General features: G+C 71.9%; 27 protein-coding genes. 19 read left to right on the top strand and 8 right to left on the bottom strand.

The features are described 5' to 3' along the window. Positions 1–52 precede the first annotated feature (52 nt). Together QL987_RS07000 and QL987_RS06995 are read right to left on the bottom strand one after the other, a co-directional pair. Positions 53–502 (bottom strand): SufE family protein, encoded by a 450-nt coding sequence (locus QL987_RS07000; RefSeq protein ID WP_221851947.1) that lies wholly within the window; start codon positions 500–502, stop codon positions 53–55. Further along, entirely contained in the window at positions 499–1,410 is a 912-nt protein-coding gene (locus QL987_RS06995; protein ID WP_111073310.1) for a sulfurtransferase, read from the bottom strand. Before QL987_RS06995 ends, QL987_RS07000 begins: the two co-directional genes overlap by 4 nt. 148 nt (positions 1,411–1,558) lie before the next feature. On the opposite strand from QL987_RS06995, the gene zapE reads away from it, so the two are divergent. Together zapE and QL987_RS06985 are read left to right on the top strand one after the other, a co-directional pair. Then, positions 1,559–2,629, top strand: a complete 1,071-nt coding sequence (gene zapE, locus QL987_RS06990; RefSeq protein WP_258376604.1) for a cell division protein ZapE — start codon at positions 1,559–1,561, stop codon at positions 2,627–2,629. Between the two features lie 187 nt (positions 2,630–2,816). After that, positions 2,817–4,091, top strand: a complete 1,275-nt coding sequence (locus tag QL987_RS06985) for an ammonium transporter (RefSeq protein WP_290156919.1) — start codon at positions 2,817–2,819, stop codon at positions 4,089–4,091. A gap of 26 nt (positions 4,092–4,117) precedes the next feature. Here the strand turns inward: QL987_RS06985 and QL987_RS06980 are convergent, their stop codons facing one another. After that, complete coding sequence (locus QL987_RS06980) at positions 4,118–5,089, bottom strand: aldo/keto reductase (protein ID WP_290156918.1); 972 nt, start codon at positions 5,087–5,089, stop codon at positions 4,118–4,120. A 122-nt stretch (positions 5,090–5,211) separates the two neighbouring features. On the opposite strand from QL987_RS06980, the gene QL987_RS06975 reads away from it, so the two are divergent. Both QL987_RS06975 and QL987_RS06970 read left to right on the top strand, forming a co-directional pair. Further along, on the top strand, positions 5,212–5,604 hold the full coding sequence (locus QL987_RS06975; RefSeq protein ID WP_111073313.1) for a ChaB family protein: 393 nt from the start codon (positions 5,212–5,214) through the stop codon (positions 5,602–5,604). 61 nt (positions 5,605–5,665) lie between these two features. Then, entirely contained in the window at positions 5,666–6,634 is a 969-nt protein-coding gene (locus tag QL987_RS06970) for a beta-ketoacyl-ACP synthase III (RefSeq protein ID WP_290156917.1), read from the top strand. A 100-nt stretch (positions 6,635–6,734) separates the two neighbouring features. On the opposite strand, the gene QL987_RS06965 is transcribed toward QL987_RS06970, so the two are convergent. From QL987_RS06965 to QL987_RS06945, 5 genes are read right to left on the bottom strand one after another with little or no spacing between them, the layout of a single operon-like run. Next, positions 6,735–7,583: a hypothetical protein gene (locus QL987_RS06965; RefSeq protein WP_290156916.1), complete on the bottom strand. Its 849-nt coding sequence runs from the start codon at positions 7,581–7,583 to the stop codon at positions 6,735–6,737. Positions 7,584–7,634: 51 nt separating this feature from the next. Continuing rightward, positions 7,635–8,027, bottom strand: a complete 393-nt coding sequence (locus QL987_RS06960) for a flagellar assembly protein FliW (protein ID WP_290156915.1) — start codon at positions 8,025–8,027, stop codon at positions 7,635–7,637. Next, entirely contained in the window at positions 8,024–8,908 is an 885-nt protein-coding gene (gene flgL / locus QL987_RS06955) for a flagellar hook-associated protein FlgL (protein WP_290156914.1), read from the bottom strand. Before flgL ends, QL987_RS06960 begins: the two co-directional genes overlap by 4 nt. Before the next feature lie 2 nt (positions 8,909–8,910). Further along, on the bottom strand, positions 8,911–10,362 hold the full coding sequence (flgK, locus tag QL987_RS06950) for a flagellar hook-associated protein FlgK (protein WP_290156913.1): 1,452 nt from the start codon (positions 10,360–10,362) through the stop codon (positions 8,911–8,913). Between the two features lie 2 nt (positions 10,363–10,364). Further along, a complete protein-coding gene (locus QL987_RS06945; RefSeq protein WP_111073317.1) occupies positions 10,365–10,850 on the bottom strand; it encodes a flagellar protein FlgN in 486 nt (161 codons plus the stop codon). A 378-nt stretch (positions 10,851–11,228) separates the two neighbouring features. Here QL987_RS06945 and QL987_RS06940 point away from each other — a divergent pair, with 378 nt between their 5' ends. The 15 genes from QL987_RS06940 to QL987_RS06870 all read left to right on the top strand — a co-directional run. Beyond that, positions 11,229–12,047 (top strand): sigma-70 family RNA polymerase sigma factor, encoded by an 819-nt coding sequence (locus QL987_RS06940; RefSeq protein ID WP_111073685.1) that lies wholly within the window; start codon positions 11,229–11,231, stop codon positions 12,045–12,047. Positions 12,048–12,178: 131 nt separating this feature from the next. Beyond that, positions 12,179–13,393 carry a flagellin gene (locus QL987_RS06935; protein ID WP_290156912.1) on the top strand — a complete coding sequence of 405 codons (1,215 nt, stop codon included), beginning with the start codon at positions 12,179–12,181 and terminating at the stop codon, positions 13,391–13,393. Between the two features lie 122 nt (positions 13,394–13,515). After that, on the top strand, positions 13,516–14,916 hold the full coding sequence (gene fliD, locus QL987_RS06930; protein WP_290156911.1) for a flagellar filament capping protein FliD: 1,401 nt from the start codon (positions 13,516–13,518) through the stop codon (positions 14,914–14,916). Positions 14,917–14,933: 17 nt separating this feature from the next. Continuing rightward, entirely contained in the window at positions 14,934–15,416 is a 483-nt protein-coding gene (gene fliS / locus QL987_RS06925) for a flagellar export chaperone FliS (protein WP_111073320.1), read from the top strand. Next, positions 15,406–15,801 carry a hypothetical protein gene (locus tag QL987_RS06920; RefSeq protein ID WP_290156910.1) on the top strand — a complete coding sequence of 132 codons (396 nt, stop codon included), beginning with the start codon at positions 15,406–15,408 and terminating at the stop codon, positions 15,799–15,801. The genes fliS and QL987_RS06920 overlap by 11 nt, the downstream gene beginning before the upstream one ends. Before the next feature lie 157 nt (positions 15,802–15,958). Then, complete coding sequence (locus QL987_RS06915; protein ID WP_221851975.1) at positions 15,959–16,303, top strand: flagellar basal body protein; 345 nt, start codon at positions 15,959–15,961, stop codon at positions 16,301–16,303. After that, on the top strand, positions 16,300–16,695 hold the full coding sequence (locus QL987_RS06910) for a flagellar basal body rod C-terminal domain-containing protein (RefSeq protein WP_111044204.1): 396 nt from the start codon (positions 16,300–16,302) through the stop codon (positions 16,693–16,695). The genes QL987_RS06915 and QL987_RS06910 overlap by 4 nt, the downstream gene beginning before the upstream one ends. Continuing rightward, positions 16,695–17,036 (top strand): flagellar hook-basal body complex protein FliE, encoded by a 342-nt coding sequence (fliE, locus tag QL987_RS06905; RefSeq protein ID WP_290156907.1) that lies wholly within the window; start codon positions 16,695–16,697, stop codon positions 17,034–17,036. Before QL987_RS06910 ends, fliE begins: the two co-directional genes overlap by 1 nt. Beyond that, positions 17,036–18,712 carry a flagellar basal-body MS-ring/collar protein FliF gene (gene fliF, locus QL987_RS06900; RefSeq protein ID WP_290156905.1) on the top strand — a complete coding sequence of 559 codons (1,677 nt, stop codon included), beginning with the start codon at positions 17,036–17,038 and terminating at the stop codon, positions 18,710–18,712. Before fliE ends, fliF begins: the two co-directional genes overlap by 1 nt. Beyond that, the gene (gene fliG, locus QL987_RS06895) at positions 18,709–19,746 is read left to right on the top strand and encodes a flagellar motor switch protein FliG (protein ID WP_290156904.1); all 1,038 of its coding nucleotides are present in this window, start codon (positions 18,709–18,711) and stop codon (positions 19,744–19,746) included. Before fliF ends, fliG begins: the two co-directional genes overlap by 4 nt. Then, on the top strand, positions 19,739–20,359 hold the full coding sequence (locus tag QL987_RS06890) for a hypothetical protein (RefSeq protein WP_290156902.1): 621 nt from the start codon (positions 19,739–19,741) through the stop codon (positions 20,357–20,359). The genes fliG and QL987_RS06890 overlap by 8 nt, the downstream gene beginning before the upstream one ends. Then, the gene (locus tag QL987_RS06885; RefSeq protein WP_290156901.1) at positions 20,356–21,699 is read left to right on the top strand and encodes a FliI/YscN family ATPase; all 1,344 of its coding nucleotides are present in this window, start codon (positions 20,356–20,358) and stop codon (positions 21,697–21,699) included. Before QL987_RS06890 ends, QL987_RS06885 begins: the two co-directional genes overlap by 4 nt. Next, on the top strand, positions 21,699–22,124 hold the full coding sequence (locus QL987_RS06880; RefSeq protein ID WP_290156900.1) for a flagellar FliJ family protein: 426 nt from the start codon (positions 21,699–21,701) through the stop codon (positions 22,122–22,124). Before QL987_RS06885 ends, QL987_RS06880 begins: the two co-directional genes overlap by 1 nt. Beyond that, the gene (locus tag QL987_RS06875; RefSeq protein ID WP_290156899.1) at positions 22,121–22,897 is read left to right on the top strand and encodes a C40 family peptidase; all 777 of its coding nucleotides are present in this window, start codon (positions 22,121–22,123) and stop codon (positions 22,895–22,897) included. Before QL987_RS06880 ends, QL987_RS06875 begins: the two co-directional genes overlap by 4 nt. Next, positions 22,894–24,088 (top strand): hypothetical protein (locus QL987_RS06870; protein WP_290156898.1); only part of this gene is annotated, 1,195 nt, incomplete at its 3' end. The genes QL987_RS06875 and QL987_RS06870, both read left to right, overlap by 4 nt.

Below are 24,088 nucleotides of genomic sequence, written 5' to 3'. Positions count from 1 at the left end.
GACGGGAGGCGCGTCACCGCTGAGCGGGCCGCGCCCGTCCGGAACGAGGCAGCTACGCGACCGCGGCCGTGACCTGCCGCTGCACCCGGCCGAGCATGCCGACCATGCCGCGGATCCGCAGCGGACTGACCGCCTCGGACAGCCCGATCGTGAGCGGGTAGTCGGACGGCACGGCGAGCACCTGCTCGGCGGTCAGACCGGAGAGGCCCTGCGCCAGGATCGAGGCGAACCCGCGGGTGGTGGGCGACTCGCGCGGCGCGGTGGCGTGCATCCGGACGACGTCGGGGGCGTCGCCGTCCTCGCCGACCGTGACGGTGATGAAGACCGGGGACTGGCACTCCTCGACACGTTCGAGTTCGTCCTCGTGGCCCTGCAGACGCGGCGGCAGGGCCGGCAGCTCGTCGGAGAACTCGAGCAGGAGCTGCAGGCGGTCGTTCAACGAGAGCGCGAGGAAGTCGTCGCGGATCTCGGCGAGGGGCTGGGGGAGTGCTGCGTCCGTCATCGAGAGGGCAGCGTACCCGGCTCCGAGCCCTGCACGATCGGGACGCGGACGGCGCTGCCCCACTCGGTCCACGAGCCGTCGTAGTTCCGGACGTTGTCGTAGCCGAGCAGGTGCTGCAGGACGAACCAGGTGTGGCTCGAGCGCTCACCGATGCGGCAGTAGGCGATGACCTCGTCCGCGTCGCCGATGCCGGCACCGTCGCGGTAGACGGCGTCGAGCTCGTCGCGGGACTTGAACGTGCCGTCCGCGGCGGCGGCGGTCGCCCAGGGGATGTTCACGGCGGTGGGGATGTGGCCGCCGCGGAGAGCGCCTTCCTCCGGGTAGTCCGGCGCGGTGGTGCGGGAGCCGTCGTACTCGGGGGCGCTGCGGACGTCGATGAGCGGCTTGCCGAGGTGCGCGAGGACGTCGTCCTTGAAGGCACGGACCGGCTCGTCGTGGCGCTCCACGACCGGGTACTCCACCGGCGCGACGGTCGTCCGGTCGGTCGTCATCGCGCGGCCCTCGGCGATCCACTTCGCCCGGCCGCCGTCGAGCAGGCGGACGTCCTCGTGCCCGAAGAGCGTGAAGACCCAGAGGGCGTAAGCGGCCCACCAGTTGTTCTTGTCGCCGTGGATGACGACGGTGGTGTCGCGGCCGATGCCCTTGCCGCCGACCAGGCGGGCGAACGCCTCGCCGTCGATGTAGTCGCGCTGCACCGGGTCGTTGAGGTCGGTGTGCCAGTCGATCTTCACCGAGCCCGGGATGTGCCCGGTCTCGTAGAGCAGCACGTCCTCGTCGGACTCCACCACGACGAGCTCCGGCGATCCGGCTCCGGCGTCGAGTTGCTCCTGCAGCCACTCGGTGGACACCAGGCGCTCGGGGTGCGCGTAGGAGCGGAACTTCTCGGACGGGTCGACCGGTGCGGTCATCGGGGGTACCTCCTGGGGATCGGTGGCGTGCGGACTACGATCGGTCCTTGCGCGTCGACGGCAACGGTACGCGGGCGGGCCGAGTCCCCGCCGCACCGTGACACCGCACGACGAACACGACACGCACGCTCCGCACCGGAAGGCCGTCTTGCCCGAACTCGCTCCCGTCGCCCACCTCGTGGACCGCGACCCGCAGGTGACCCCGCAGCAGATGGCCGAGTCGCTGGTGCCGCCGCCGCAGTTCACCACCGCGTCGTTCGCCTCGTACCGCCCCGACCCGGAGTACGCGTCGCAGGCCGAGGTCCGGGACGCGGTCGAGGCCTTCGTCGCGACGCCGCCCGAGCCCGCCAAGCGCGGCCTGTTCGGCCGGAAGCGCAAGGAGCCCGAGGTCCCGGTGAAGTCGGGCGTGTACCTGGACGGCGGGTTCGGCGTCGGCAAGACCCACCTGCTCGCCGCCGCCTACCACGCAGCGTCCGGCCGGAAGACGTTCGGCACCTTCATCGAGTACACGGCCCTGGTCGGCGCACTCGGCTTCCAGGGCACCGTCGACCTGCTCCGCGGCACCGCGCTCGTCTGCATCGACGAGTTCGAGCTCGACGACCCGGGCGACACCATGGTCATGACGCGGCTGATCAAGGAGCTGTCCGAGTCCGGCACCCGCTTCGCCGCCACGTCGAACACCCCGCCGGGCGCGCTCGGCGAGGGCCGGTTCGCCGCGCAGGACTTCCTCCGCGAGATCCAGGCGATGTCGGACCGGTTCGACACGATGCGCATCGACGGCCTCGACTTCCGTCGTCGTGCCGTCGACGAGTCCGCCTCCGTCGTCGACGACGTCCCATCGGTGCTGGCGACGGTGACCGCGTCGGCGTCTGGTTCCGGGACGGGAGGCCCGGCCCGCGTCACGCAGGACGACTTCCGCTCCGTCGTGGCCCACCTGGCGTCGGTGCACCCGTCGAAGTACGTCGCGCTGGTCGACGGTCTCGACGCGGTGGGCCTGACCGACGTGCAGGCGTTCACCGACCAGACCGACGCGCTCCGCTGGGTGGCGCTCGTCGACCGGCTGTACGACGCGCAGGTGCGGATCGTCGCGTCCGGCATCCCGCTCGACACCGTGTACCCCGAGGTGATGCTCGAGGGCGGGTACCGCAAGAAGTACCTGCGTGCTGCCAGCCGCGTCGTGGCCCTGACGCGCGCGGAGACCCAGCCCCGAGCCTCCTGACCGTCCTCGCACGTCGTAGAGAGCACCTGCACACCGCGCTGACCGGTCCACGAAACACAGCGTTCACAGAACGCGCCGTGACGTTACCTCCGCGAAACAGTCCGAGCGCTCCGGTGAAACACGCCGTCGCCAGACTCGGTCGCACCCGAGGCGGACGAGAGCCGCACAGCTCACGAGAGGTGCACACATGCTTGATCAGGGCAACACGACGTTCGTGTTGGTGATGGCCGCGCTGGTGTTGTTCATGACACCCGGCCTGGCCTTCTTCTACGGCGGATTGGTGAAGGCCAAGTCCGTCATCAGCATGATGATGATGTCGTTCGGAGCGATCGCCCTGGTGAGCGTCCTCTGGGTGCTCTACGGCTACGCGATCGCGTTCGCCAACCCCGGCGACCACACGGCGATCTCCGGCGTCGTCGGGTTCTTCAGCATCGACTGGAACCAGCTCGGCCTCGGCCAGGCGTTCGAAGAGGCGAAGGCCTCGAAGATCGACGCGGCCTACCCCTCCATGGCCTTCGTCGGCTTCCAGGCCACGTTCGCGATCATCACCGTCGCGCTCATCTCCGGCGCCATCGCCGACCGCGCCAAGTTCGGCGCGTGGATGGTCTTTGCCGGTGTCTGGGTCACGGTCGTCTACTTCCCGGTCGCCTCGTGGGTCTTCAACCTGACCTCGGGTTGGGCCGCCACCTGGGGTGTCATCGACTTCGCCGGTGGTACCGCGGTGCACATCAACGCCGGTGCCGCGGGCCTGGCCCTGGCGCTGGTGCTCGGCAAGCGCGTCGGTTTCGCCAAGGGTGCACACAAGCCGCACAACCCGCCCTTCGTCCTGCTCGGTGCCGCCATCCTCTGGTTCGGCTGGTTCGGCTTCAACGCCGGCTCCGAGGGTGCTGCTGACGGCATCGCCTCGATCGCCTGGGTGAACACGCTCGCCGCTCCGGCCGCTGCGATCCTCGGCTGGCTGCTCGTCGAGAAGCTCAAGGACGGCAAGGCCACCTCGGTCGGCGCCGCTTCGGGTGCCGTCACCGGTCTCGTCGCGATCACCCCGGCGTGCGCCAACCTGACGCCCGGTTGGGGCCTGGTGCTCGGCTTCCTCGCCGGCATCGTCTGCTGCTTCGCCATCGACTGGAAGTACCGTCTGGGCTTCGACGACTCGCTCGACGTCGTCGGTGTGCACCTGGTCGGCGGCATCTTCGGCACGCTGTTCCTCGGCTTCTTCGCCAACGACACCGGCCTGATCTACTCCGGCTCGTTCGCCCAGCTCGGCAAGCAGGCCGCGGCCGCCGGCGCCGTCGGTGCGTACTCGTTCGTCCTGGCCTTCATCATCGGCTTCATCATCGAGAAGACGATCGGCTTCCGCGTCAAGACCGAGGACGAGGTCGCCGGCATCGACACTGCGGTCCACGGCGAAGAGGGCTACGTCCTCTACGACGAGGAGGACAAGAGCCCGGTCGGCGTCCGCTGACACGCTTTCCCGCACGAGGGGTCAGGTCACCAGGCGTAGTCCTCGGGGGAGGTGTCGTGGCCGGGGAACAGCTCGTCGAGGCGCGCGAGCGCCGTGTCGTCGAGGCGGACGTCGACGGCACGGACCGCGGACTCCCACTGCTCCATCGTGCGCGGGCCGGTGATCGGCGCGGTGACGCCCGGCTGGTGCAGCAGCCAGGCCAGCGCGAGTTCGCCCGGTGTGTGGCCGAGCTCCTTCGCGAACGACTCGTACGCGGTCAGCTGGTCGCGGTGGGCATCGACGTACTCGGCGCTCCGACCGGACAGGCGGCGCGACCCGTTCTCGGTCTTCTCGATGACACCACCGAGCAGTCCGCCCTGCAGCGGCGACCACGGGATCACACCGAGGCCGTAGTGCTGCGCGGCCGGCAGGACCTCGCGCTCGACGTCGCGGACGACCAGGTTGTAGATCGACTGCTCGCTGACGAGCCCGAGGAAGTTCCGGTGCGCCGCGGCCTCCTGCGCCTGGGCGATGTGCCACCCGGCGAAGTTCGACGAGCCGACGTAGAGGACCTTGCCCTGGCCGACGGCGATCTCCATCGCCTGCCAGATCTCGTCCCAGGGGGTGTCCCGGTCGACGTGGTGCATCTGGTAGAGGTCGATGTGGTCGGTCTGCAGGCGACGGAGCGAGGCGTCGATCGACTGGCGGATGTTGTACGCGCTGAGCTTGCCGCCGTTCGGCCAGCCGGTCATGTCGCCGTAGACCTTCGTGGCCAGGATCGTCTTGTCGCGTCGGCCGCCACCCTTGGCGAACCAGCGCCCGATGATCTCCTCGGTGGCGCCCTTGCCCACCGAGCCGCCGTAGGCGTTGGCGGTGTCGAAGAAGTTCACGCCGAGCTCGTGCGCCCGGTCCATGATCGCGTGCGAGTCGTCCTCGCTGGTCTCCGGTCCGAAGTTCATCGTGCCGAGCACTGCCCGTGACACCGACAGCCCTGTCCGTCCGAGGTGTGTGTAGTCCATCACCCAGGTCTACGCCTGTCCCTCGACCGGCTGCCAGGCCCTGGGAGTACCGGTGGAGGAACCCACCGACCGCCGACCGGTCCAGATCGGTGCAGACCACCCGAGCAGTGAAGGAGCCCGACATGCCCGCCGACGACGACCTCCCCAGCACCCTGCAGCGGTCCCCGGAGCACGCGCAGGACGTCTACCGCGCCGCCCGGAAGTCCGCTGAAGCCGAGTACGGCGACGGGCAGCGCGCCGGCCGGACCGCCTGGGCCGCCGTGAAGCACGAGTACGAGAAGGTCGGCGACCACTGGGAGGAGAAGGAGTCCGCCGGCCCGTCGGACTCCGGTGCCGCCGGCTCGCGGGGCTCCGGCACCACCGAGGAGGGCGTCGATGCCAACGCCTCGAAGGCGCACCTGCTCGACGTCGCGAAGCGCCTGGACGTCAGCGGACGATCGAGCATGACGAAGGACGAACTCGTCGACGCGATCAAGAAGGCGAACCGCCGCGCCACCGCGAAGGCGCGCGACTGACCGGGCCGCCGCATGCCGCGTCCGGCATGCTCCGCTGGACGACAGGCGTAGCGTGCCGGGTGTGAACATCCCAGCACTCCGAGGCAGCCGGATCATCGGGTTCGGCCACCACCAGCCCGACCGGATCCTCACCAACGACGAACTGTCGACCATGGTCGACACGAACGACGAGTGGATCACCACCCGCACCGGCATCAAGACCCGGCACATCGCCGGTCCGGACGACAGCGTGACGTCGATGGCGACCGAGGCCGCGCGCAACGCCCTGGCGGACGCCGGGCTCGCACCGACCGACGTGGACCTGGTCGTGGTCGCCTCGACCACCCACCGCGACCGCTCGCCCTACACGGCCGGACGGGTCGCGGCAGCACTCGGGATGTCGAACGGCCCCGCGCCGATCGACATCAACACCGCCTGCAGCGGCTTCGAGTACGCGATGGCGATGGCCGACCAGGCGATCCGCACCGGCTCCGCCGACACCGCCCTGGTGATCGGGTCCGAGACGCTCTCCCGGATCGCCGACTGGACCGACCGCTCGACCTGCGTCCTGGTCGGCGACGGTGCCGGCGCCGCGGTCCTCGGCGTGTCCGACGAGCCGCAGATCAGCTCCGTCTCGTGGGGGAGCGTGCCGCACCTGCAGGACGCCGTGCGCGTCACGCACGATCCCGAGATCTTCCAGCAGGAGGGTCGCTCGATCTACCGGTGGGCGATCACCGAGGCCGAGGGACACGCCCGCGCCGTCGTCGAACGAGCCGGCCTGACCCTCGACGACATCGGTGTGTTCGCGTTCCACCAGGCGAACCTGCGGATCATCGAGCCCCTCGTCGCCGCGCTCGGTGGCGAGGGCAAGTACGTCGTCCGCGACGTCGTCGAGTCCGGCAACACCTCGGCCGCCAGCGTCCCGCTCGGGTTGTCGAAGGCCTGGCACCGCGGCGAGCTCCCCGAGGGCGTGCCGGCGCTGCTGTTCGGCTTCGGCGGCGGCTTCGCCCATGCCGGTCAGGTCGTCATGACGCCGACGCGTCAGCACTGACAGGGGCGCGGGACACCGCGGCTCACCGGCGCGACGACGGACGGGAGGCTCCCCACCAGCTGGTGGGGAGCCTCCCGTCCGTCACGTGGTGCGCGCAGCGTCAGTGGCCGCGACCGCGGTCCAGGGCACGCTGCTGCCGCTTGCTCAGCGGCTTCGGCTCCTTCGCGGTCTTCCCGCCGGAGGCCTCGAGCACGACCGTGAAGTGCGCGGGCGGCGGGCCGAACGCACTGCGTGAGGACTGCACGACCTTGCGACCGAGCGCGTGGTTGCCGAGCCCGCCGACGACCGCCCCGATGCCGAAGGGGATGGCGCGACCGAGGACCGAGGTGCCCTGACGGGTCAGGAAGCGCTTCACGAACGAGGCCCGGAGCTTGCCGCCGATGCCGCTGATCGCGGACTTCGGCAGCGACGACGTGACGAGTTCGCCCCAGAACGCGGTGCGGCCCTGACCGCCCCCGGCCTGGCCGGCGAGTTGCTTGACGAGCTGTGTGCCCGGTGCGCCGAGCATCATCGCCATGACCAGGGCGCGGGCGCGCTCGGGGTCCTCGACGGTGATGCCGTGCACCTCGGTGACGGACTGGGCGAAGAGCGCGCTGGCCTCGAGGAAGCCGACGGTCTCGGCGCCGCTCAGGCCGAGGCTCGCGATCATGCCGACGCCGGGGATGACCGCACTGGCACCCACCGCGGCTCCGCCGGACGTCACGGCGGTCAGGTACTGGCGTTCCAGGATCTCGATGACCTGGGCGGGCGAGGCGTCGGGGTGACGGCGACGGACCCGGGCGACGTGGGCGACGACGGCCGGACGCTGGACCGAGATCGCCCGGTCGAGCCAGCCGTTCCAGGCGGGGGCGTCGGTCTGGACGCGCTGGCCGTCGGGCGTGGTGGCGGACTGCACGGGCGCGGGCGGCAGGGGCACGATCGCGTCGTGGTCCTTCGGGGAGCTGGACATGTGATCGACGCTACCCGTGGGGTGCCCGGGGACGCTGGGCGCCGACGTACCTCAGCTGCGGGCGAGCTCCGCGCGGAGCGGCAGGTCCTGGTCCTCGAGGATGCACTGCGCGCCGACACCCGTGCGGGCGTTCACCACGACCGGCGCGAGCAGGTTGACGGTGGTGCCCGCGGCGTCGGGGTTCGCGACGACGAGCAGCATCGCGTCCTCGGCACGGGTCAGGCCGATGCCGGCAGCCTGCTCGTCGGTCAGCAGCGGTGCGTAGTCCGGCAGGTGCACCGCGGCGTCGAGCAGGTACAGCCGCGGGGCGTCCACCCCGGCGTCGGTGGTGCCCGAGCCGACGAGGGTGAACAGGCCCTCGGCGCCGTCGACGATGTCGAGCGTGAAGGAGCGCAGCGGCTCGAGGCCGAACGGTGCGACGGGGAAGGTCAGGTCGATGCTCATCGGAGGTAGTCCATCAGGGTCGGCTGCAGGACCTTCGCGGTGACGGCGAGGGCTGCCTGGTAGTTGGTGCTCTGGACCTGCAGGTCCAGGACGGCCTGCGCGAGGGCCTTGTCCTCGACACCGGAGCGGCGGCCCTCCAGGGTGGTGGACAGCGTCTTCAGCGAGTCCTGCGCGGACAGCGCGGCGGAGTGTCGGACGCCGACGTCGGCCTGGGCGCCGCGGACGGCGAGCTGGGCGGCGTCGATCTGGGTGAGTCGTGGGTTCACGTTCGTGCCTGCCTGCAGGTCGGCGACGATGCCGTCGAGGAGTGCGAAGACCGACGAGCCACCGGTCCCGAAGACGGCGCTGCCGTCGGTGTCGACGCGGACCTGCTCACCGGAGCCGATCGCGCGGGTGACACTCGTGCTCGCGCTGCCGGCCCACGTGGTGTCGGCGGCGTAGGCGGCCCCGGCGGGGGAGGACCCGGCGAACACCGACCGGGTGCCGTACTTCGTGTTCGCGGTGCTGAGCAGGTCGGCCTTCAGCCCCTGCAGCTCCTTGACGAAGGCGTCGCGGGCGGTGGGGTTCATGGTGCCGTCGCTCGCGGCCTGCACGGTGAGGTCGCGGACCTTGCCGAGCACGTTCCCGACGTCGGCGAGGGCCGTGTCGGTCGTGGCGAGCCAGCCGACGGCGTCGTCCGCGTTGCGGGCGTGCTGGGCGGCCTGCGCCTGCTCCTTGCGCACCTGCATGGCGGTCGCGGTGCCGGCCGGGTCGTCGGACGGCTTCCGGATCGCCTTGAGCGTGGTCGCCTGGTCGGTCAGGTCGGCGACCTTCGCGGCTCCGGCCTGCAGCCGCGCCTGCGCGGCGGCCATGGTCATCTGGGTGGTCACACGGGTGATCACGGTCAGCTCCTCCCGACGAGGCCGAGGCGGTTGATGATGGTGTCGAGCATCTCGTCGACGGCGGTCAGGACCCGCGCCGCACCCTGGTAGGCGTGCTGGTAGGCGAGCAGCGAGACGTTCTCCTCGTCCATGTCGACGCCGGCGCTCGACTGCTGCTGGGTGCGCGCGTTGGTCAGGGCGAGTCCGGTCAGCGTCGATTCCGACGACGCCGTCCGGGAGGCACTGCCCACCCCCGTCACGAACGTCGCCCAGGTCGCGTCCGGGCCTCCGGCACCCGAGCCGATGCCCGCGATGGCGGTGAGCACCGAGGCGTCGAACTGGCCGGTGGCGCTCCGCGTCGCGAGGCCGGAGCCGTCGGTGGGGACGACGGACAGCCCCTGTGCGGCGGGGACCCCGGCGGCGAGGGCGAAGAACGCGGTCCCGGTCGCACCCGAGGGGGTCGTGCCGGTGGCGTGCCGGGCGTTGACGGTCGTGGCGAGGTCGGTCGCGACGCGGTCGTACGCGGCGGAGGCCTCGGCGAGGGCACCACCGGTGTGGGCGTCGTTCGCCGGGGCGAGCAGCGACAGGCCGCCGGCGATCGAACCGCCACCGAGGGCGACCGGACCGACCGACCCACCGACCCAGCTGAGGGACGGGGCCGACGGCTGCCCGGTGCCCGTCGTCGTGTTCATCGCGCCGAGGGTGGGCGGGCCGTCGAGCGTCACGCCGCGGGCGGTGGTGCCCTGCACGAGCGGGTTCCCACCGATGACGACGTCGACCGTGCCGTCGCCGTTGTCGCGGACGGCCGCACCGGTGAGGGTCGCGATCTTCTCGGTCAGCTGGTCGCGCTGGTCGAGGAGCTCGTTCGCGCTGCCGCCGGACGCCACCGCGGTGCGGATCGCCCCGTTGAGGTCGGCGACCTGCTTCGCGGCGTCGTTGAGCTGGCCGACCTGCGTGGCGAGGGCCGAGCGGGTGGCGGACCACTGCGCGTCGATCGCGGACGAGCCGGCGGACAGGGCGGTCGCGACGGTCTTCGCCGCGCCGATCAGGGCGCTGGCCGAGCCCGGGTCGTCGAGGTGCGTCGCGAGGTCGCTCCAGGCGGACCAGAGCCCGTCGAGCTTCGCGGACAGTCCGTCGGCGCCGGGCTCGTGCAGGCCGGTCTCGAGCTGGTCGAGCGCGGTGGCGCGGGTGTCGGCGTACGCGGCGGCGCCGGCCGAGAAGCGGACGCGGGTGTCGAGCGTCGAGGACGCCAGCCGGGCGATCGCGTCGACGGACACGCCCTGCCCCGCGAGCGCCGCGGTGCCGCGGACGAAGCCGGTCTGAGCGGGGGCGCCGACCTCGGTCTGGACGATCCGCTGCCGGGTGTAGCCGGTGGTTCCGACGTTCGCCATGTTCTGGCCGGTGACGTCGAGGCCGGCGCGGGCTGCGCTGAGGCCGGAGTACGCGGTCTGCAGGGAGCCGAAGGTGCTCACCATCGCTACAGGTTCCCGTCGAAGAGCCGTGCGCCGTCGGTGGCCGTGCCGGAGGAGCCACTGGCGTCGTAGGTGTCGGCGTCCGTCACGGTGCCGGCGAGGGTCTCCTGCGTGGCCTGTGCGGCGACGCGGAGGAAGCGGTCGTTCTCGTCCCGCAGCGAACCGATGCGGGTGGTGAGCTCGAGCATCGCGGCGAGGTGCGACGCCAGGATCTCGCCCCACGGGCCGGACGGGGCAGCGGCGACGACCTCGCGGAGCGGAGCGTCGGAGGGCATGCCCCACTCCTCGGCGACGGCGGCGCTCTGGGCGCTGCGCTCGAGACCGGTGGAGCGGAGCCGGTCGAGGACCTGCTCGACCTCTCGGCTGGCGTGCGAGATCCACCGGGAGCGCCCGGCGGCGAGCAGGAGCTGCTCCTCCTCGAGCTTGAACGTGAGCAGTTCGAGCAATTCGCGTTCGCGCCACAGGACGGCGGACAGGTCGTTCACGCTCATCAGCTCCCTCCGGGATCAGGCGACCGCCGGCTGCGGTCACCAGGAGTTATCGACGGGGACGGCCAAGGCGTAAGCGCCGGCGCCCACGTCCTCCGATCGGGGGACAAACTGTCCGATGTCCGCCGAAGTGAGGACAGGGCTGGGGTGTACCCACCCCCGCACTGGGTACGGAGAGGGACTCCCTGAGCACTCAGGCAGCCGATAGGTTCGAGATCAGCACCGGGGGACAACCCCGACTCGTGTCCAGGGCTCGCGTCCAGGCATGAGCGCACCGCGGGGACGGACCCCCGCGGTTCTCCGACGTACCCGGCGGTCCCGACGCCGGCGTTCGTCATGCCCACGGACGGGTCAGCCACACAGGACGACCAGGGGAACACCATGGACCGCACCGCACGCAACGCGATGATCGTCGAGCACCTGCCGCTCGTCGGCTACATCGTCGCCGAGACCTGCGCCCGCGCCACACACCTCAGCCGCGACGACCTCGGACAGGTCGGCTCCGTCGCCCTGGTGCAGGCCGCCGACGCCTTCGACCCGACCCTCGGTGTGCCGTTCGGCGCCTACGCCCGTACCCGCATCACCGGTGCCATCGCCGACGACCTTCGCGCCGGCGACTGGGCCAGCCGCGGCACCCGGAAGCGCATCCGCGAGACCCTCGCCACCCAGGAGGCGCTCTCCGCCGGTCTCGGACGTCGCGTCACCCCGCAGGAGATCGCCGACGCGATGGGTGTCGACCGCCAGACCGCCGTGGACGCGCTCACCGACGCCGCCCGCACCGTCAGCCCGATCGACGAGACCGTCCACGACACGGTCGCCGCCGACCTGCCGCTGCCGGGCGAGGACCTGCTCGAGGCCGAGAAGCGTCGCTACCTGGTCGCCGCCGTGCAGGCGCTGCCCGACCGGATGCGCCTGATCGTCGAGGCCGTGTACTTCGGCGACCGCACCGTCACCGACGTCGCGGCCGAGCTCGGCATCACCCACTCCGCCGTCTCGCAGCAGCGGTCGGAAGCGATGCGCCTGCTCCGTGACGGTCTCGCCGAGCACTACGGCGACGGCGGGCTCGCACCCGAGCCGGCGTCCCGCACCACCGCGGCCCGACGGAGCGCGTACCTCGCCCGCGTCGCCACGAACGCCGCCGCCGGGATCACCCGCGCGGTGCAGGACGCGACCGCGGTCGGGCGGGTCGCGGCCAGTTGACCGTCCGACGGTCCGACGGCGGCGAAATCGTCCGACGGATCGTCTAACGCCTCCTGCCACACGGCCGAGAGGGACACATGTCAGCCCACGGACGGACTGACGATCGGCCCAGTTTCACGGAGGAACACATCATGGGTATGTCCATCAACACCAACCTCTCGGCACTCAACACGTACCGGAACCTCAACGCGACGCAGAACGACCTGTCGAAGTCCCTCGAGAAGCTCTCGAGCGGCCTCCGCATCAACCGTGCTGCCGACGACGCTGCCGGTCTGTCGATCTCCGAGGGACTGAAGTCCCAGGTCGGTGGCCTCACGGTCGCCGCCCGCAACGCGCAGGACGGCATCTCCGTCGTGCAGACCGCTGAAGGTGGCCTCACCGAGACCCACTCGATCCTCCAGCGCATGCGCGACCTGGCCGTCCAGGCTGGCAACGACTCGAACAACGCCACGTCGCGCGACGCCATCAAGACCGAGGTCGGGCAGCTCCAGAAGGAGCTCGGCCGCATCGCCACGTCGACCAACTTCAACGGCACCTCGCTGCTGAACAACAACAGCACGCTGAAGTTCCAGGTCGGCGCGAACGCCGGCAGCGACAGCCAGATCGCGGTCGACCTGTCGGGTGCCAACGTGCAGAAGGTCGTCGACGGCCTCGGGGCGACGCAGTCTGAGGGCACCGCGTTCACCATTGACACGTCGAAGCTCGGCGACCTCACTGGCAAGACCTTCTCGTTCTCCTCGTCGGTCACGCCGAAGGGCGGAACTGACCCGGTCTCGACGACCACCATCACGACCGGGGCGCTGAACGCGGGCGTGGACAAGGACAACAAGGACGTCGCCTTCAGCACCGTCGACCAGTTCGTCACCGCTCTCAACGGAGACGTGAACTTCTCGAAGGCCTACACCGCCACCGCGGTGAAGGACGCCAACGGCGCCACCACTGGGGTCAACGTTCGTGCCGTCGACGGCGGCACCGTCGCCGAAACGAGCCCGCTGGACGGCGACACCGCCACGTTCTCCGGTAAGGCCGGCGACGCTACGACTGGTCTGCAGTTCGACACCGCAGACCACGCTCAGGCGGCCATCGTCGCGATCGACAAGCAGATCGCGTCGGTCTCTTCGGCTCGCTCCAACCTCGGTGCGATCCAGAACCGCTTCGACCACGCCATCAACGTGACGAACGTGGCCAAGGAGAACCTCACCGCGGCGAAGTCCCGCATCACCGACGTCGACATGGCGGAGGAGATGGTCAAGTACACGCGCGACAACATCCTCAGCCAGGCCGGCACGTCGATGCTCGCGCAGGCGAACCAGAGCACGCAGGGCGTCCTGTCGCTGCTCCGCTAGTCGCACCGGTCGCCACCACCGCGGAGCCGTTCGGGTGCTCCACGGTGGTGGCGTCCACCCCTGCCGACTGAACCTGGTCGGTCCACCCGTCCTCCGAGCCGCCGACCACCGGGGAGCCAGCGATGTCCACCACGTCCGCGACGAGCAGCTCGCTCGCGATCGACGGTCTGGTCTCCGGGCTCAAGACCACCGACCTCATCAACTCGCTGATGAGCGTCGAACAGGTCCCGCAGACGCTGCTCAAGGCGAAGGTCACCACGACCAACTCCTTCATCTCGTCGCTGCAGACCATCAACGGGCTCGTGCAGTCCCTGGCCACCAAGGCCGCGGCCGCCGCGAAGCCCGGCTCGCTCGACCTGTTCACGGCGTCGTCGAGCGCCGCGAACGCCACCGTCTCGGCGAGTGCGACCGCCACCGCCGGCTCCGTGTCCTTCACGGTCGGTCAGACGGCCGCCGCGCAGGTCGGTGTCACCGCCGCGATGTCGTCCTGGGGGGACACCGCGTCGGCGCTGACGTTCACGAAGCCGGACGGTACGAGCACCACCGTGACGCCGGCATCGGGTTCGCTCGACGACACCGTGACGGCGATCAACGGCTCCGCGGCCGGGGTCACCGCCACGAAGGTCGCCGCGGGGACCGACGCCAGCGGCACGAAGCTCTACCGGCTGCAGCTGACGAGCACCGCGACGGGCGCCGCGAACGGGTTCACCCTGCACCGCGGGACCGCCGCGGACGTCACCGCGGGCACCGCGACCGACGTGCTCGCCGAGCCCGGTGCGGCCGTCGTCACCCGGGCCTCCGACGCATCGGTGACGCTCTGGGGCGGGACGGCTGCGGCGCAGACCATCACGAGTGGGACGAACACGTTCGCCGACCTGCTGCCCGGCGTCAGCGTCACGGTGTCGAAGGTGTCGACGGACCCCACCACGGTGACGGTCGGTCGTGACAGCACCAAGGCGCAGGCCGTGGCCTCCGGGCTCGTCGACGCGCTCAACGCGGTCACGTCGTACTACTCGTCGAACACCGGTGTGACGAGCACGACCAGTCCGACGAGCGGGACGACGAGCACCACCGCCGGTGTCCTGCTCGGCGACGCCACCACGCGGTCGGCCGTCCAGCGGCTGACGAGTGCGATGTCGACCCCGGTCAACGGGAAGTCACCGTCGTCGATCGGCATCGTCATCTCGAAGGACGGCGACTTCGACTTCGACGCCGCCGCGTTCCAGAAGGCCCTGGCCGCCGACCCCGTCGGCACGCAGGCGATCATGTCCGGTGTCGCGCAGGCCGTCTCGGACGCCGCCACCGCCGCGAGCGACAAGTACACCGGTTCCATCACGACCGCGATCGCGGGGAACCAGTCCGTGGTCAAGGACCTCAACACGCAGATCGACTCGTGGACCGACCGACTGACGATGCGCCGGGCGACGCTGCAGACGCAGTACGCCGCGCTCGAGACCAGCCTCAGCAAACTGCAGTCGCAGTCCAGCTGGCTCGCCGGTCAGCTCTCGTCGCTGTCCCAGTGAGCCGTAGGAGAACCGTCATGAACGCCTTCGACCTGAGCGGGTCCGCCGCCTTCCGGCAGGCCGCGAAGCCGCGCACCGTCACCGACCAGCGCCGCGCCCAGTACACGAACGAGGCGGTGCTGTCGGCGACGCCGGCCCAGCTCGTCACGATGCTCTACGACCGGCTGCTGCTCGACCTGCACCGGGCCGAGAGCGCCCAGGTCGCCGCCGACTGGGACGCCGCCCGCGAGCAGCTCCTGCACGCGCAGGCCATCGTGGGGGAGCTGTCCTCGACGCTGAAGATCGACGTGTGGGACGGCGGCGAGGGACTGCTCGCCGTCTACAACTACGCGTCGACGTCGCTCATCACCGCGAACGTGCACCGCGACGTCCAGGCCACCCGTGACTGCATCCGGATCCTGGACCCGCTCCGCCAGGCGTGGCACGACGCCGCGGCCGCGTTGCCGGCGACCCCGGTCGCGCCGCAGCACACCGCGGGCGGGGCGCTCGGTGTCGCCTGAGGCCGAGGCACCTCGGTCCACCGAGGACACGACGGCGCACGCCCGCTGGGAGGCGGCCCTCGCCGACCTCGAAGCGACCCTCGACGACGCGACCGGCACCGACACGACCGGCACCGACGCGACCGGCACCGACACGACCGGCACCGACACGACCGTCGACGGCACCACCGCGGGCACCGCGACCCCCTGGTCCGCGCCGACCGGGCTGGGACCGGTCCCGCGCGACCTGGTGGGGCGTGCCTCCCGGCTGCTCGCCGCGCAGCGCGACCGGATCACCGCCGTCGAGGACGCCCGACGGGTGACGCTCGAGCACCTCGGCGCGCTCCGTGCGGTGGACGCCACGCGCACCCCGCAGGCCGCCGTCTACCTCGACGCGAGCGCGTAGCCGGCGCACCGGCCCCCGTTCGGGGCGAGCGCTAACACCGCTCGGGACCGCCGCCGATAGCCCCTGTCGAGCACGGATCGCTCGACCACCCGGCCACGGATCGGCCACCACCGCCACGGCGACGTCCCCGGACGGCGCCCGACGAGGGGACCCATCCGTGCTCGACTCCGTGACGTCTGCCGCGCTGCAGAGCGCACTCGACGGTCTGTCGATGCGCCAGCGCGTCATCGCGAACAACATCGCGAACATCAACACCACGAACTACCACGCCGAGAAGGTGCAGTTCGAGGACGCGCTCGCGAAGTCCGTCGTCGAGGGCAACGGCCACACCGCGCCGACCGTCGCGCGGAGCCTCGAGCCGACGAACACGAACGGCAACAACGTCAACCTCGACGAGGAGACGCTCTCGAACGTCGACACCGTGCTGCGCTACCAGTTCGCGACGCAGGCGATGAACTCCGAGCTCACCCAGGTCCGTGCGGCGATGCGGACCAACTCGTGACGACCTTCGACGCGATCGGCATCGCGAGCACCGGCATGACCGTGCACCGGAAGTGGCTCGACGCGATCTCCGACAACATCGCCAACGTCAACACCGTCCGCTCGATGGACGACTCCGCGTTCCAGGCCCGCTACGTCGAGGTCCAGGAGGGCAACGGCGTCTCCGGCGCCTACGTCAAGGGCGCCGCGTTCGGCAGCGCCGCGGGACGCGTGACCTACGACCCGGACAACCCGCTCGCGAACGCCGAGGGCTACGTCCGGATGCCGGACATCGACCTCGGGACGCAGATGGCGGACCTCATCATGGCCCAGCGCGGCTACCAGGCGAACGCCGCCGTGGTCGACCGTGCCAAGACCGCCTACGAGGCGGCACTGCAGATCGGGAAGAACTGATGCCCATCGACGGCGTGAACGGCGTCACCACGAACGCCATGACGAACGCGCTCACCTCGGTCTCCGGGACGAGCAGCGACATCGGCACCTCGGCCACCTCCGGTACCGACGGAACCGGTGGCAGCGGCTTCGCCGCGTCCCTCGGCAACGCGGTCGATGGTCTGCAGCAGCTGCAGAGCGACTCGAAGACGCTCGCGCTCAAGGCGGTCACGGGCAACCTCGACGACATCCACGACGCCACGATCGCGTCCACCCGCGCCCAGGTCACCCTCGAACTCGTCGCCGCCGTCCGCAACAAGGGCGTCGACGCGTTCAACGAGATCATGCGGATGCAGGCCTGATGCCCGCCGGCATGCAGAACGTGCTCGGCCGACTCGGCGCGTACGTCAAGGGGTTCACCGCCGCACAGCGGACCATCGCGATCATCGGCGTCGCAGCGCTCGTGCTCGGCGGGATCGCGCTCGCGTCCTGGCTCGGCAAGCCGTCGTACGCACCGCTGTTCACCGGCCTGGCCGCGGCGGACGCCAGTTCGGTCACCGACCAGCTCACCACCGACGGCGTGCCGTTCCAGCTCACCGATGGCGGCGCGACGATCCTCGTGCCGCAGTCGAAGGTCTACACGGAGCGGCTGAAGGCCGCGTCGAACGGACTGCCGTCGTCGAACGAGGGCGGCTACTCGCTGCTCGACACGATGGGCGTCACGAGCTCCGAGTTCCAGCAGGACGTCACCTACAAGCGCGCGATCGAGGGCGAGCTCGCCAAGACGATCTCCGCGATGGACGGCGTGCAGACCGCGAGCGTGCAGTTGGCGATCCCGAAGAAGTCGGTCTTCGTGTCCGAGGAGAAGGACCCCACCGCGTCGGTCTTCATCGCGACGAAGAACGGGGCCCAGCTCGACACCGACCAGGTCCAGGCGATCGTGCACCTCACCAGTGCCGCGGTGGAGGGCATGCAGCCGACCGACGTCTCGGTGGTCGACCAGAAGGGCCAGACCCTGTCGGCCGTGGGCACCGGTGCGACCGGCTCCGGCACCGACCAGGCCGCCGACTACGACGCCGCGACGAGCAAGAAGGTCCAGGACCTGCTCGACACCACGCTCGGCGCGGGCAACGCCAGCGTCGTCGTCGCCGCCACCATGAGCGACAACTCCGGCACCCGCACGACCGAGTCCTTCACCACGCCGACGACCGGCCCGGTGGCGCTCAACGAGTCGTCCACGAAGGAGCAGTACGGCGCCGGTGCGAGCGGTGCCGGCGCGGGGGCGACCGGGGTCCTCGGCCCGGACAACATCGCCGTCCCGAACGGCACCGCCAAGACCGGGACCGGTACGGGCGACGGCGGGTACGAGAACCAGTCCGCGACGAAGAACAACGCCGTCGACAAGACCACCGAGACCACGCAGATCCCGGCCGGGGCGATGGACCGCCAGACGATCTCCGTCGCACTGAACTCCAAGGCGAAGTCGGTGCAGGGCGTCAACCTGCAGAGCATCAACGACCTGGTGGCGAACGCGGCCGGCGTCGACGCGACCCGTGGCGACCAGGTCAAGGTCGCGATGATGGACTTCGACACCAGCGCCGCCGACGACGCCGCGAAGGCGCTCGAGGCACAGCAGCAGGCCGACCAGCAGGAGGCGCTCTGGTCGGCGATCCGCACCGCCGGCATCGTCGTCGGGATCGTCCTGGCCCTCATCGCCCTGATGGTCTTCCTGACCCGACGCGGTCGCCGCCAGCAGCGCGAGCAGGTCGACCTCGGCGAACTCGACGCGTTCGGCGAGGCGTTCCCGCTGCCCCTGGCGGTCGAACCCGCCGACGTCCGCACCGGACTCGCCGCCGGCGACGCCCCGACCGTGGCGCTCCAGGCGCTGCCCCACGACGACGCCCCGACCGAGGTCCTGACCACGGACGAGATCACCGCGGAACGTCGACGCCAGGACATCGCCGCCCTCGCCGAACGCGACCCGAAGCGCACGGCCGAGCTCCTCCGCGGGCTGCTCGACGACCGGGCGTCGGTGTGAGCGCCGTCGTCCCCGCGCCCGGCACCGACCGACCGCTGACCGGGGCGCAGAAGGTCGCGCTGATCCTCATGCAGATGGACACCGAGCGTGCCGCCGAGGTGATGAAGCAGTTCACCGAGCTGGAGGCCGAGGAGATCTCGCAGGAGATCGTCCGGATGCGCCGGGTCGACGACGAGGTCGTGGACCGCACGCTCGGCGAGTTCCACCGCCTGACCCGCACCGGCCGGACCAGCCGTCGCGGCGGCAAGGAGACCGCCCTCGGTCTGCTCGAGGCGTCCTTCGGCGCCGAGCGCGCGGCCGGCGTGATGGACCGGCTGGCGTCGAACCTCGCCGGCCAGTCGTTCGAGTTCCTCGACGACGCCGAACCCGGGCAGGTCATCGCCCTGCTCGAGGGCGAACTGCCGCAGACCATCGCCCTCGTGCTCGCCCACCTGGGGCCGGCGCAGGCGAGCGCCGTCCTCGCCGGCGTCGACGAGCGAGTCCGCACCGACGTCGCGCAGGCGTTCGCCACCATGGGCACCGCCACACCCGAGTCCGTCGGCATCGTCGCCGGCGTCCTGCGTTCACGCGCCGGCGCCGTCGTCTCGCCGCGCGAGAGCGTCGAGGTCGTCGGCGGCATCGCACCACTGGTCGAGATCATCAACCGCTCGGACGTCGCCACCGAGAAGGCCGTCCTCGACGGTCTGGAGGCCCGTGACCCGGAACTCGCTGAGGACATCCGTTCGCGGATGCTCACCTTCGAGGACATCGTGAAGCTGGAGTCGCGCGACATCCAGCAGGTGCTCCGCGGCATCGACTCGAAGACCCTGGCCACCGCCATGAAGGGGGCGCCCACGCCGGTCGTCGAGACGATCCGCGCGAACGTGTCCGAGCGCAACCGCGAACTGCTCGACGACGAACTGCAGTCGATGGGCCCGGTCCGGGTGTCGCAGGTCGAGGAGGCGCGTGCCGAGGTCGTCCGCTCGGTCCGCGAGCTCGAGGCCCAGGGCGTCATCACCGTCCACCGCACCGAGGAGGACGAGCTCGTTGACTGAGCCCTTCGCCCCGCTGGCGTTCCCGGTGATCACCGACGCCGCCCTGGCCCGCCGCGCCGCCAGCGCCGACGTCCGCGGCCACGCTGCCGGGTACGCCGCCGGGCTCCGGGCCGCGCACGTCGAGACCGAGGCGATCCGCGCCCGGATGGACGCCGAGCACGCCGCTCGACTCGCCGACCTCGAGTCGCTCGTCGTCGACCGGCTCGCCGTCCTCGAACGGGCCGCCGCGGCGCTCCGGGACCGGGTCGCGCCGGTGCTCGCCGCCGCCGAGGAGTCCGTCGCCAGCGCGGCCGTCGACCTGGCCGAGGCCGTCGTCGGGTACGCGGTGCGGGCCTCCCGGACCGACCCCACCGTCGTCGGCGGCCCGTCGGCCGCGGCCGAGGCGACGCTCCGGCGGGCGCTCGACGTGGCCGCCGCACCCGTCGTGACCGCGGTCCGGCTGAGCCCGGCCGACGCCGCCGCCGTCGCTGACCTGGCCGTCCCGGTGCCGGTCGTCGCCGACCCGACGCTGCGCGACGGCGACGCCGTCGTGGACCTGCCCGACGGACTGCTCGACGCACGGATCGACGCCGCCCTCGCCCGGGCCCGTGTCGCGTTGGGAGGGACCCGGTGACCGCCGCGACCCTGCTGCGTCCGCGCGGCCTCGACGACGCACTCCACGCCGCCCGGCCGCAGCGCGTCGGCACCGTGACGAGCGCCGTCGGCCTCGGGCTCACCATCGCCGGACTCGACGCACACGTCGGCGAGGTCATCACCGTCGGCGCCGAGGGTGCCCCGCAGACCGCCGTCGAGGTCGTCGCCACCGACGCCACCGGCGTCCGCTGCATGCCCCTCGGCCGACTCACCGGCATCACCGCCGGCACCCCGGCCCGCTCGACCGGCCGCCCCGTGCTCGTGCCGACCGGTAGCGGGCTGTTCGGGCGGGTGCTCGACGGGCTCGGGCGGCCGATCGACGACCGTGGCCCGCTCGCCGCGGATGCCTGGGTGCCGCTCGACCACGACACCCCGAACGCGATGGCCCGCACCCGGATCGACACCCCGATGCAGCTCGGCGTCCGGGTGCTCGACACCCTGACCACCGTCGGCCGCGGGCAGCGCATGGGCCTGTTCGCGGGTTCCGGCGTCGGCAAGTCCTCGCTGCTGTCGATGATCGCGCGGGGGAGCGACGCCGCCGTGAACGTGATCGCCCTGGTCGGCGAACGCGGCCGCGAGGTCCGGGAGTTCCTGGAGGACGACCTGGGGCCTGCGGGCCTCGCGCGCTCGATCGTGGTCGTCTCGACCTCCGACGAGCCCGCGCTGATGCGCCTCCGTGCCGCCTTCGTCGCGACGCGCATCGCGGAGTCCTTCCGCGACGCCGGGCAGGACGTCGTTCTCATGATGGACTCGCTCACCCGCGTCGCGATGGCCCAGCGTGAGATCGGTCTGTCCGTCGGAGAACCGCCGGCCACCCGGGGCTACCCGCCCTCGACGTTCTCGGTGCTCGCCGGACTGCTCGAGCGGGCCGGCACCGACCGGGTCGGCAGCGTCACCGGGATCTACACGGTCCTGGTGGACGGCGACGATCACAACGAGCCGATCGCCGACGCCGCGCGCAGCATCCTCGACGGGCACGTGGTGCTCGACCGGAAGCTCGCCGTCACCGGGCACTTCCCGTCCGTCGACGCCCTCGGCTCGATCTCCCGCGTCGCCTCGAAGGTGACGACGTCGGAGCAGCGTGCGACCGCGACCGCGCTCCGGAAGGTCATGGCCGCACGCCGCGCCGCGCAGGACCTGCTCGACGTCGGCGCGTACCAGCGCGGCACGAACCCGCTCGTCGACGCCGCCGTGGACCACCAGGACGCCATCGACGGCTTCCTCCGGCAGGGCATGGCCGAGCAGGTCACCGCCGCCGGGTCGTGGGAGCGCCTGGCCGGGCTCGTCCGCACCCTCGGCGTCGGCGGAGGGGTGCTCTGATGGCCCGCCGTTTCCCGCTCGCCGGACTCCTGCGCCTGCGGCACGCCGAGCAGGACCGTGCCGCCGCGACCCTCGCCGACGCCAACGGCCGGGTCCGCGACGCCGCCGACGCCCGGATGGCCGCACGCCGCACCCTGGACGACGAACCGTCGACGATCACCGACGCGGCGACGCTCAGCGCCGTCGCCTCGGCCCGTGCGGCGACCCGAGGGATGCTCGAGGAACTCGACGCCGTCGTCCGCTCCCGCCGCGCCGACGCCGACCAGGCGCAGCAGACCTACAACGCCGCACGCCGTTCGGCACTCGGGCTGGAGAAGCTCGAGGGCCAGCACACCACCCGGGTCACCGCCGAGGACCTGCGCACCGAACAGAACGCACTCGACGAGATCGCGGCCCGTCGCCGCACCGAGGGGGGACACCGATGAGCATCGACGCCGTGCTGTCGCGGATCAGTGAGATCCGCAGCCAGATCGAGACGCTGCAGAGCGGCACCGCGGGGACCGCCGCGGGGTCTGCCGCCGCGTCGTCCGCGGCCGCCTCCACCTTCGCGGACGCCCTCGCGACCCAGAGCGGGGCCGGTTCGGGCTCCGCGCTCGGGACGGCCGACGGTTCCGCCGCCACGGCCGCTGGGACCACGGGAGCCGGAGCGGCGTCCACCGCCGCACCCGCCACCTCCGTCGACGCCGGTCGTGGCACCCTCGCCACCGGCAGCGGAGCCACCGGGGACGCCGTCGTCGCCGCCGCGAAGAAGTACCTGGGCGTGCCGTACGTGTTCGGCGGCGAGACCCGCGCCGGCATGGACTGCTCGGGCCTGGTGCAGACCGTGTTCAAGGACCTGGGCGTCACGATGCCCCGGGTCGTGCCGGACCAGGCCGACATGGGCGTCGCGGTGCCGTCCCTGGCACAGGCGCAGCCCGGCGACCTCATCATCCCCAAGGGCGAGGGACACATCGTCATCTACGTCGGCGACGGCAAGGTCCTGCACGCCCCGCACCCCGGCAAGGACGTCCGGATCGTCGACAACTGGTACAAGGACTCCGACATCGCCACGATCCGTCGCATCGTGCCGTCCGGCCAGGAGGCTGCGGTCACCTCCGCCGCGCAGGTCGCCCGCTCGGTCGGTGCGCCGAGCGCCACGAACACCACCGACATGCAGATGGCCGCGCTGCAGTCGCTGTTCGCCCGGAGCGCCGCATGAACGCGCTCCTGACGGGTGCGCCGCTGACACCGGTGCCGGCCGTGATGCGGCCGCGCGGGGCGGGGGAGCGCTCCGGCGCTGCCGAGGCCCGGTCCGGCGCCGAGTTCGGAGCCGCGCTGTCCGCGGTGTCCGGATCGGCCGAGCGCGACCGGGGACGACCGGAGCCGACCAGGGACAACAGCACCCCATCTGCGACGGTCATGAGCCCGACGGCCAGCGCCGCCGGACTCGTCACGCCGACGACCGGGAACCCGGGGGCTGCCGCGACCGGTGCAGCCACGGACGACGACGACGCCGTCACGAGCGACGCCGCCACGACGGAGCCCGTCGCTCAGTCCGTCGCGAACGTGCTCACGCCGGGCGTCGCCGCCGCACTGGCCGGCGAGGGCACGGGCACCGTTCAGGGTGTCGTCGAACAAGACCTAGCAGCGGGGACGGTCGCCGCGCCCGCGACCACCGCCACGACCGGTGATGATGCGGCCGCGGAGACACCGGACCACACCGCGGTCGCCGGGACCGGCACGCCGACACCGGCCCTGTCGAACCCGGCACTGTCGAACGCGGCCCTGCTGAACACGGTGTCGCTCGTCGCTGCCGCGATGAGCACGGCTCCGGCGGCCCCGACCGCGTCGTCGTCCGCGACGGCTTCCGCCGCCTCGTCCACCGCTCCGGCGGCCGGCGTCGTCGGGACTCCGGCCACGGCACCGACCGGGGCCGCCCTCGCGTCCGGTGCCACCGCCGCAGCCCAGCCCACCGCTCCCGCCGGACAACCGGCAGCAGCAGCAGTGACCGTGACCGCGGCCGGCCAGCACCCCGCGGTCCGGCACACAGCCGCCGCGCTCCCGGGCGCGCAGGCCGCCTCAGCCGCAGCCGGGACGGCCGCCACCCCGGCCAGCCACGTCCCGACCGCAGCCGGCGCGGACCAGGGTGGGGCGAGCCTCCCGGCCGGCCCCGGCACCGTCGACGCGCCCGTCGACGCGCCCGTCGTCCTTGCCGTCCCCGCGACCACGGCGACCGTCAGCAGCACGTCCACCGCAGCCCCGTCGGCCCCGACGTTGCCCGCCACCGCACCGCAGCCGGTCGCCCAGCAGCTCGCACGCCCCCTGTTCACCCTCGCGCACGCCGGCCCCGGCGAGCACGTCCTGACCGTGCAGCTGACGCCGGAGGCCCTCGGCCCCGTCACCGTCCGCG

The organism is Curtobacterium sp. APC 4022 (assembly GCF_030407555.1).
GTDB lineage: Bacteria > Actinomycetota > Actinomycetes > Actinomycetales > Microbacteriaceae > Curtobacterium.
Note: the sequence above shows the minus strand (reverse complement) of the source record. Positions and strands in the feature narration are given on the sequence as shown.

Bases quoted from the DNA above. Each gene is read 5' to 3' on its own strand.
- flgK (WP_290156913.1), bottom strand. From the start codon at position 10,362: ATGGTGAGCACCTTCGGCTCCCTGCAGACCGCGTACTCCGGCCTCAGC.
- QL987_RS06880 (WP_290156900.1), top strand. From the start codon at position 21,699: ATGGCCCGCCGTTTCCCGCTCGCCGGACTCCTGCGCCTGCGGCACGCC.
- fliF (WP_290156905.1), top strand. From the start codon at position 17,036: ATGCCCGCCGGCATGCAGAACGTGCTCGGCCGACTCGGCGCGTACGTC.
- QL987_RS06995 (WP_111073310.1), bottom strand. From the start codon at position 1,410: ATGACCGCACCGGTCGACCCGTCCGAGAAGTTCCGCTCCTACGCGCAC.
- QL987_RS06945 (WP_111073317.1), bottom strand. From the start codon at position 10,850: ATGAGCGTGAACGACCTGTCCGCCGTCCTGTGGCGCGAACGCGAATTG.
- QL987_RS06980 (WP_290156918.1), bottom strand. From the start codon at position 5,089: ATGGACTACACACACCTCGGACGGACAGGGCTGTCGGTGTCACGGGCA.
- fliS (WP_111073320.1), top strand. From the start codon at position 14,934: ATGAACGCCTTCGACCTGAGCGGGTCCGCCGCCTTCCGGCAGGCCGCG.
- QL987_RS06985 (WP_290156919.1), top strand. From the start codon at position 2,817: ATGCTTGATCAGGGCAACACGACGTTCGTGTTGGTGATGGCCGCGCTG.
- QL987_RS06975 (WP_111073313.1), top strand. From the start codon at position 5,212: ATGCCCGCCGACGACGACCTCCCCAGCACCCTGCAGCGGTCCCCGGAG.
- QL987_RS06965 (WP_290156916.1), bottom strand. From the start codon at position 7,583: ATGTCCAGCTCCCCGAAGGACCACGACGCGATCGTGCCCCTGCCGCCC.
- QL987_RS06875 (WP_290156899.1), top strand. From the start codon at position 22,121: ATGAGCATCGACGCCGTGCTGTCGCGGATCAGTGAGATCCGCAGCCAG.
- QL987_RS06935 (WP_290156912.1), top strand. From the start codon at position 12,179: ATGGGTATGTCCATCAACACCAACCTCTCGGCACTCAACACGTACCGG.
- fliE (WP_290156907.1), top strand. From the start codon at position 16,695: ATGCCCATCGACGGCGTGAACGGCGTCACCACGAACGCCATGACGAAC.
- QL987_RS06940 (WP_111073685.1), top strand. From the start codon at position 11,229: ATGGACCGCACCGCACGCAACGCGATGATCGTCGAGCACCTGCCGCTC.
- fliD (WP_290156911.1), top strand. From the start codon at position 13,516: ATGTCCACCACGTCCGCGACGAGCAGCTCGCTCGCGATCGACGGTCTG.
- QL987_RS06960 (WP_290156915.1), bottom strand. From the start codon at position 8,027: ATGAGCATCGACCTGACCTTCCCCGTCGCACCGTTCGGCCTCGAGCCG.
- QL987_RS07000 (WP_221851947.1), bottom strand. From the start codon at position 502: ATGACGGACGCAGCACTCCCCCAGCCCCTCGCCGAGATCCGCGACGAC.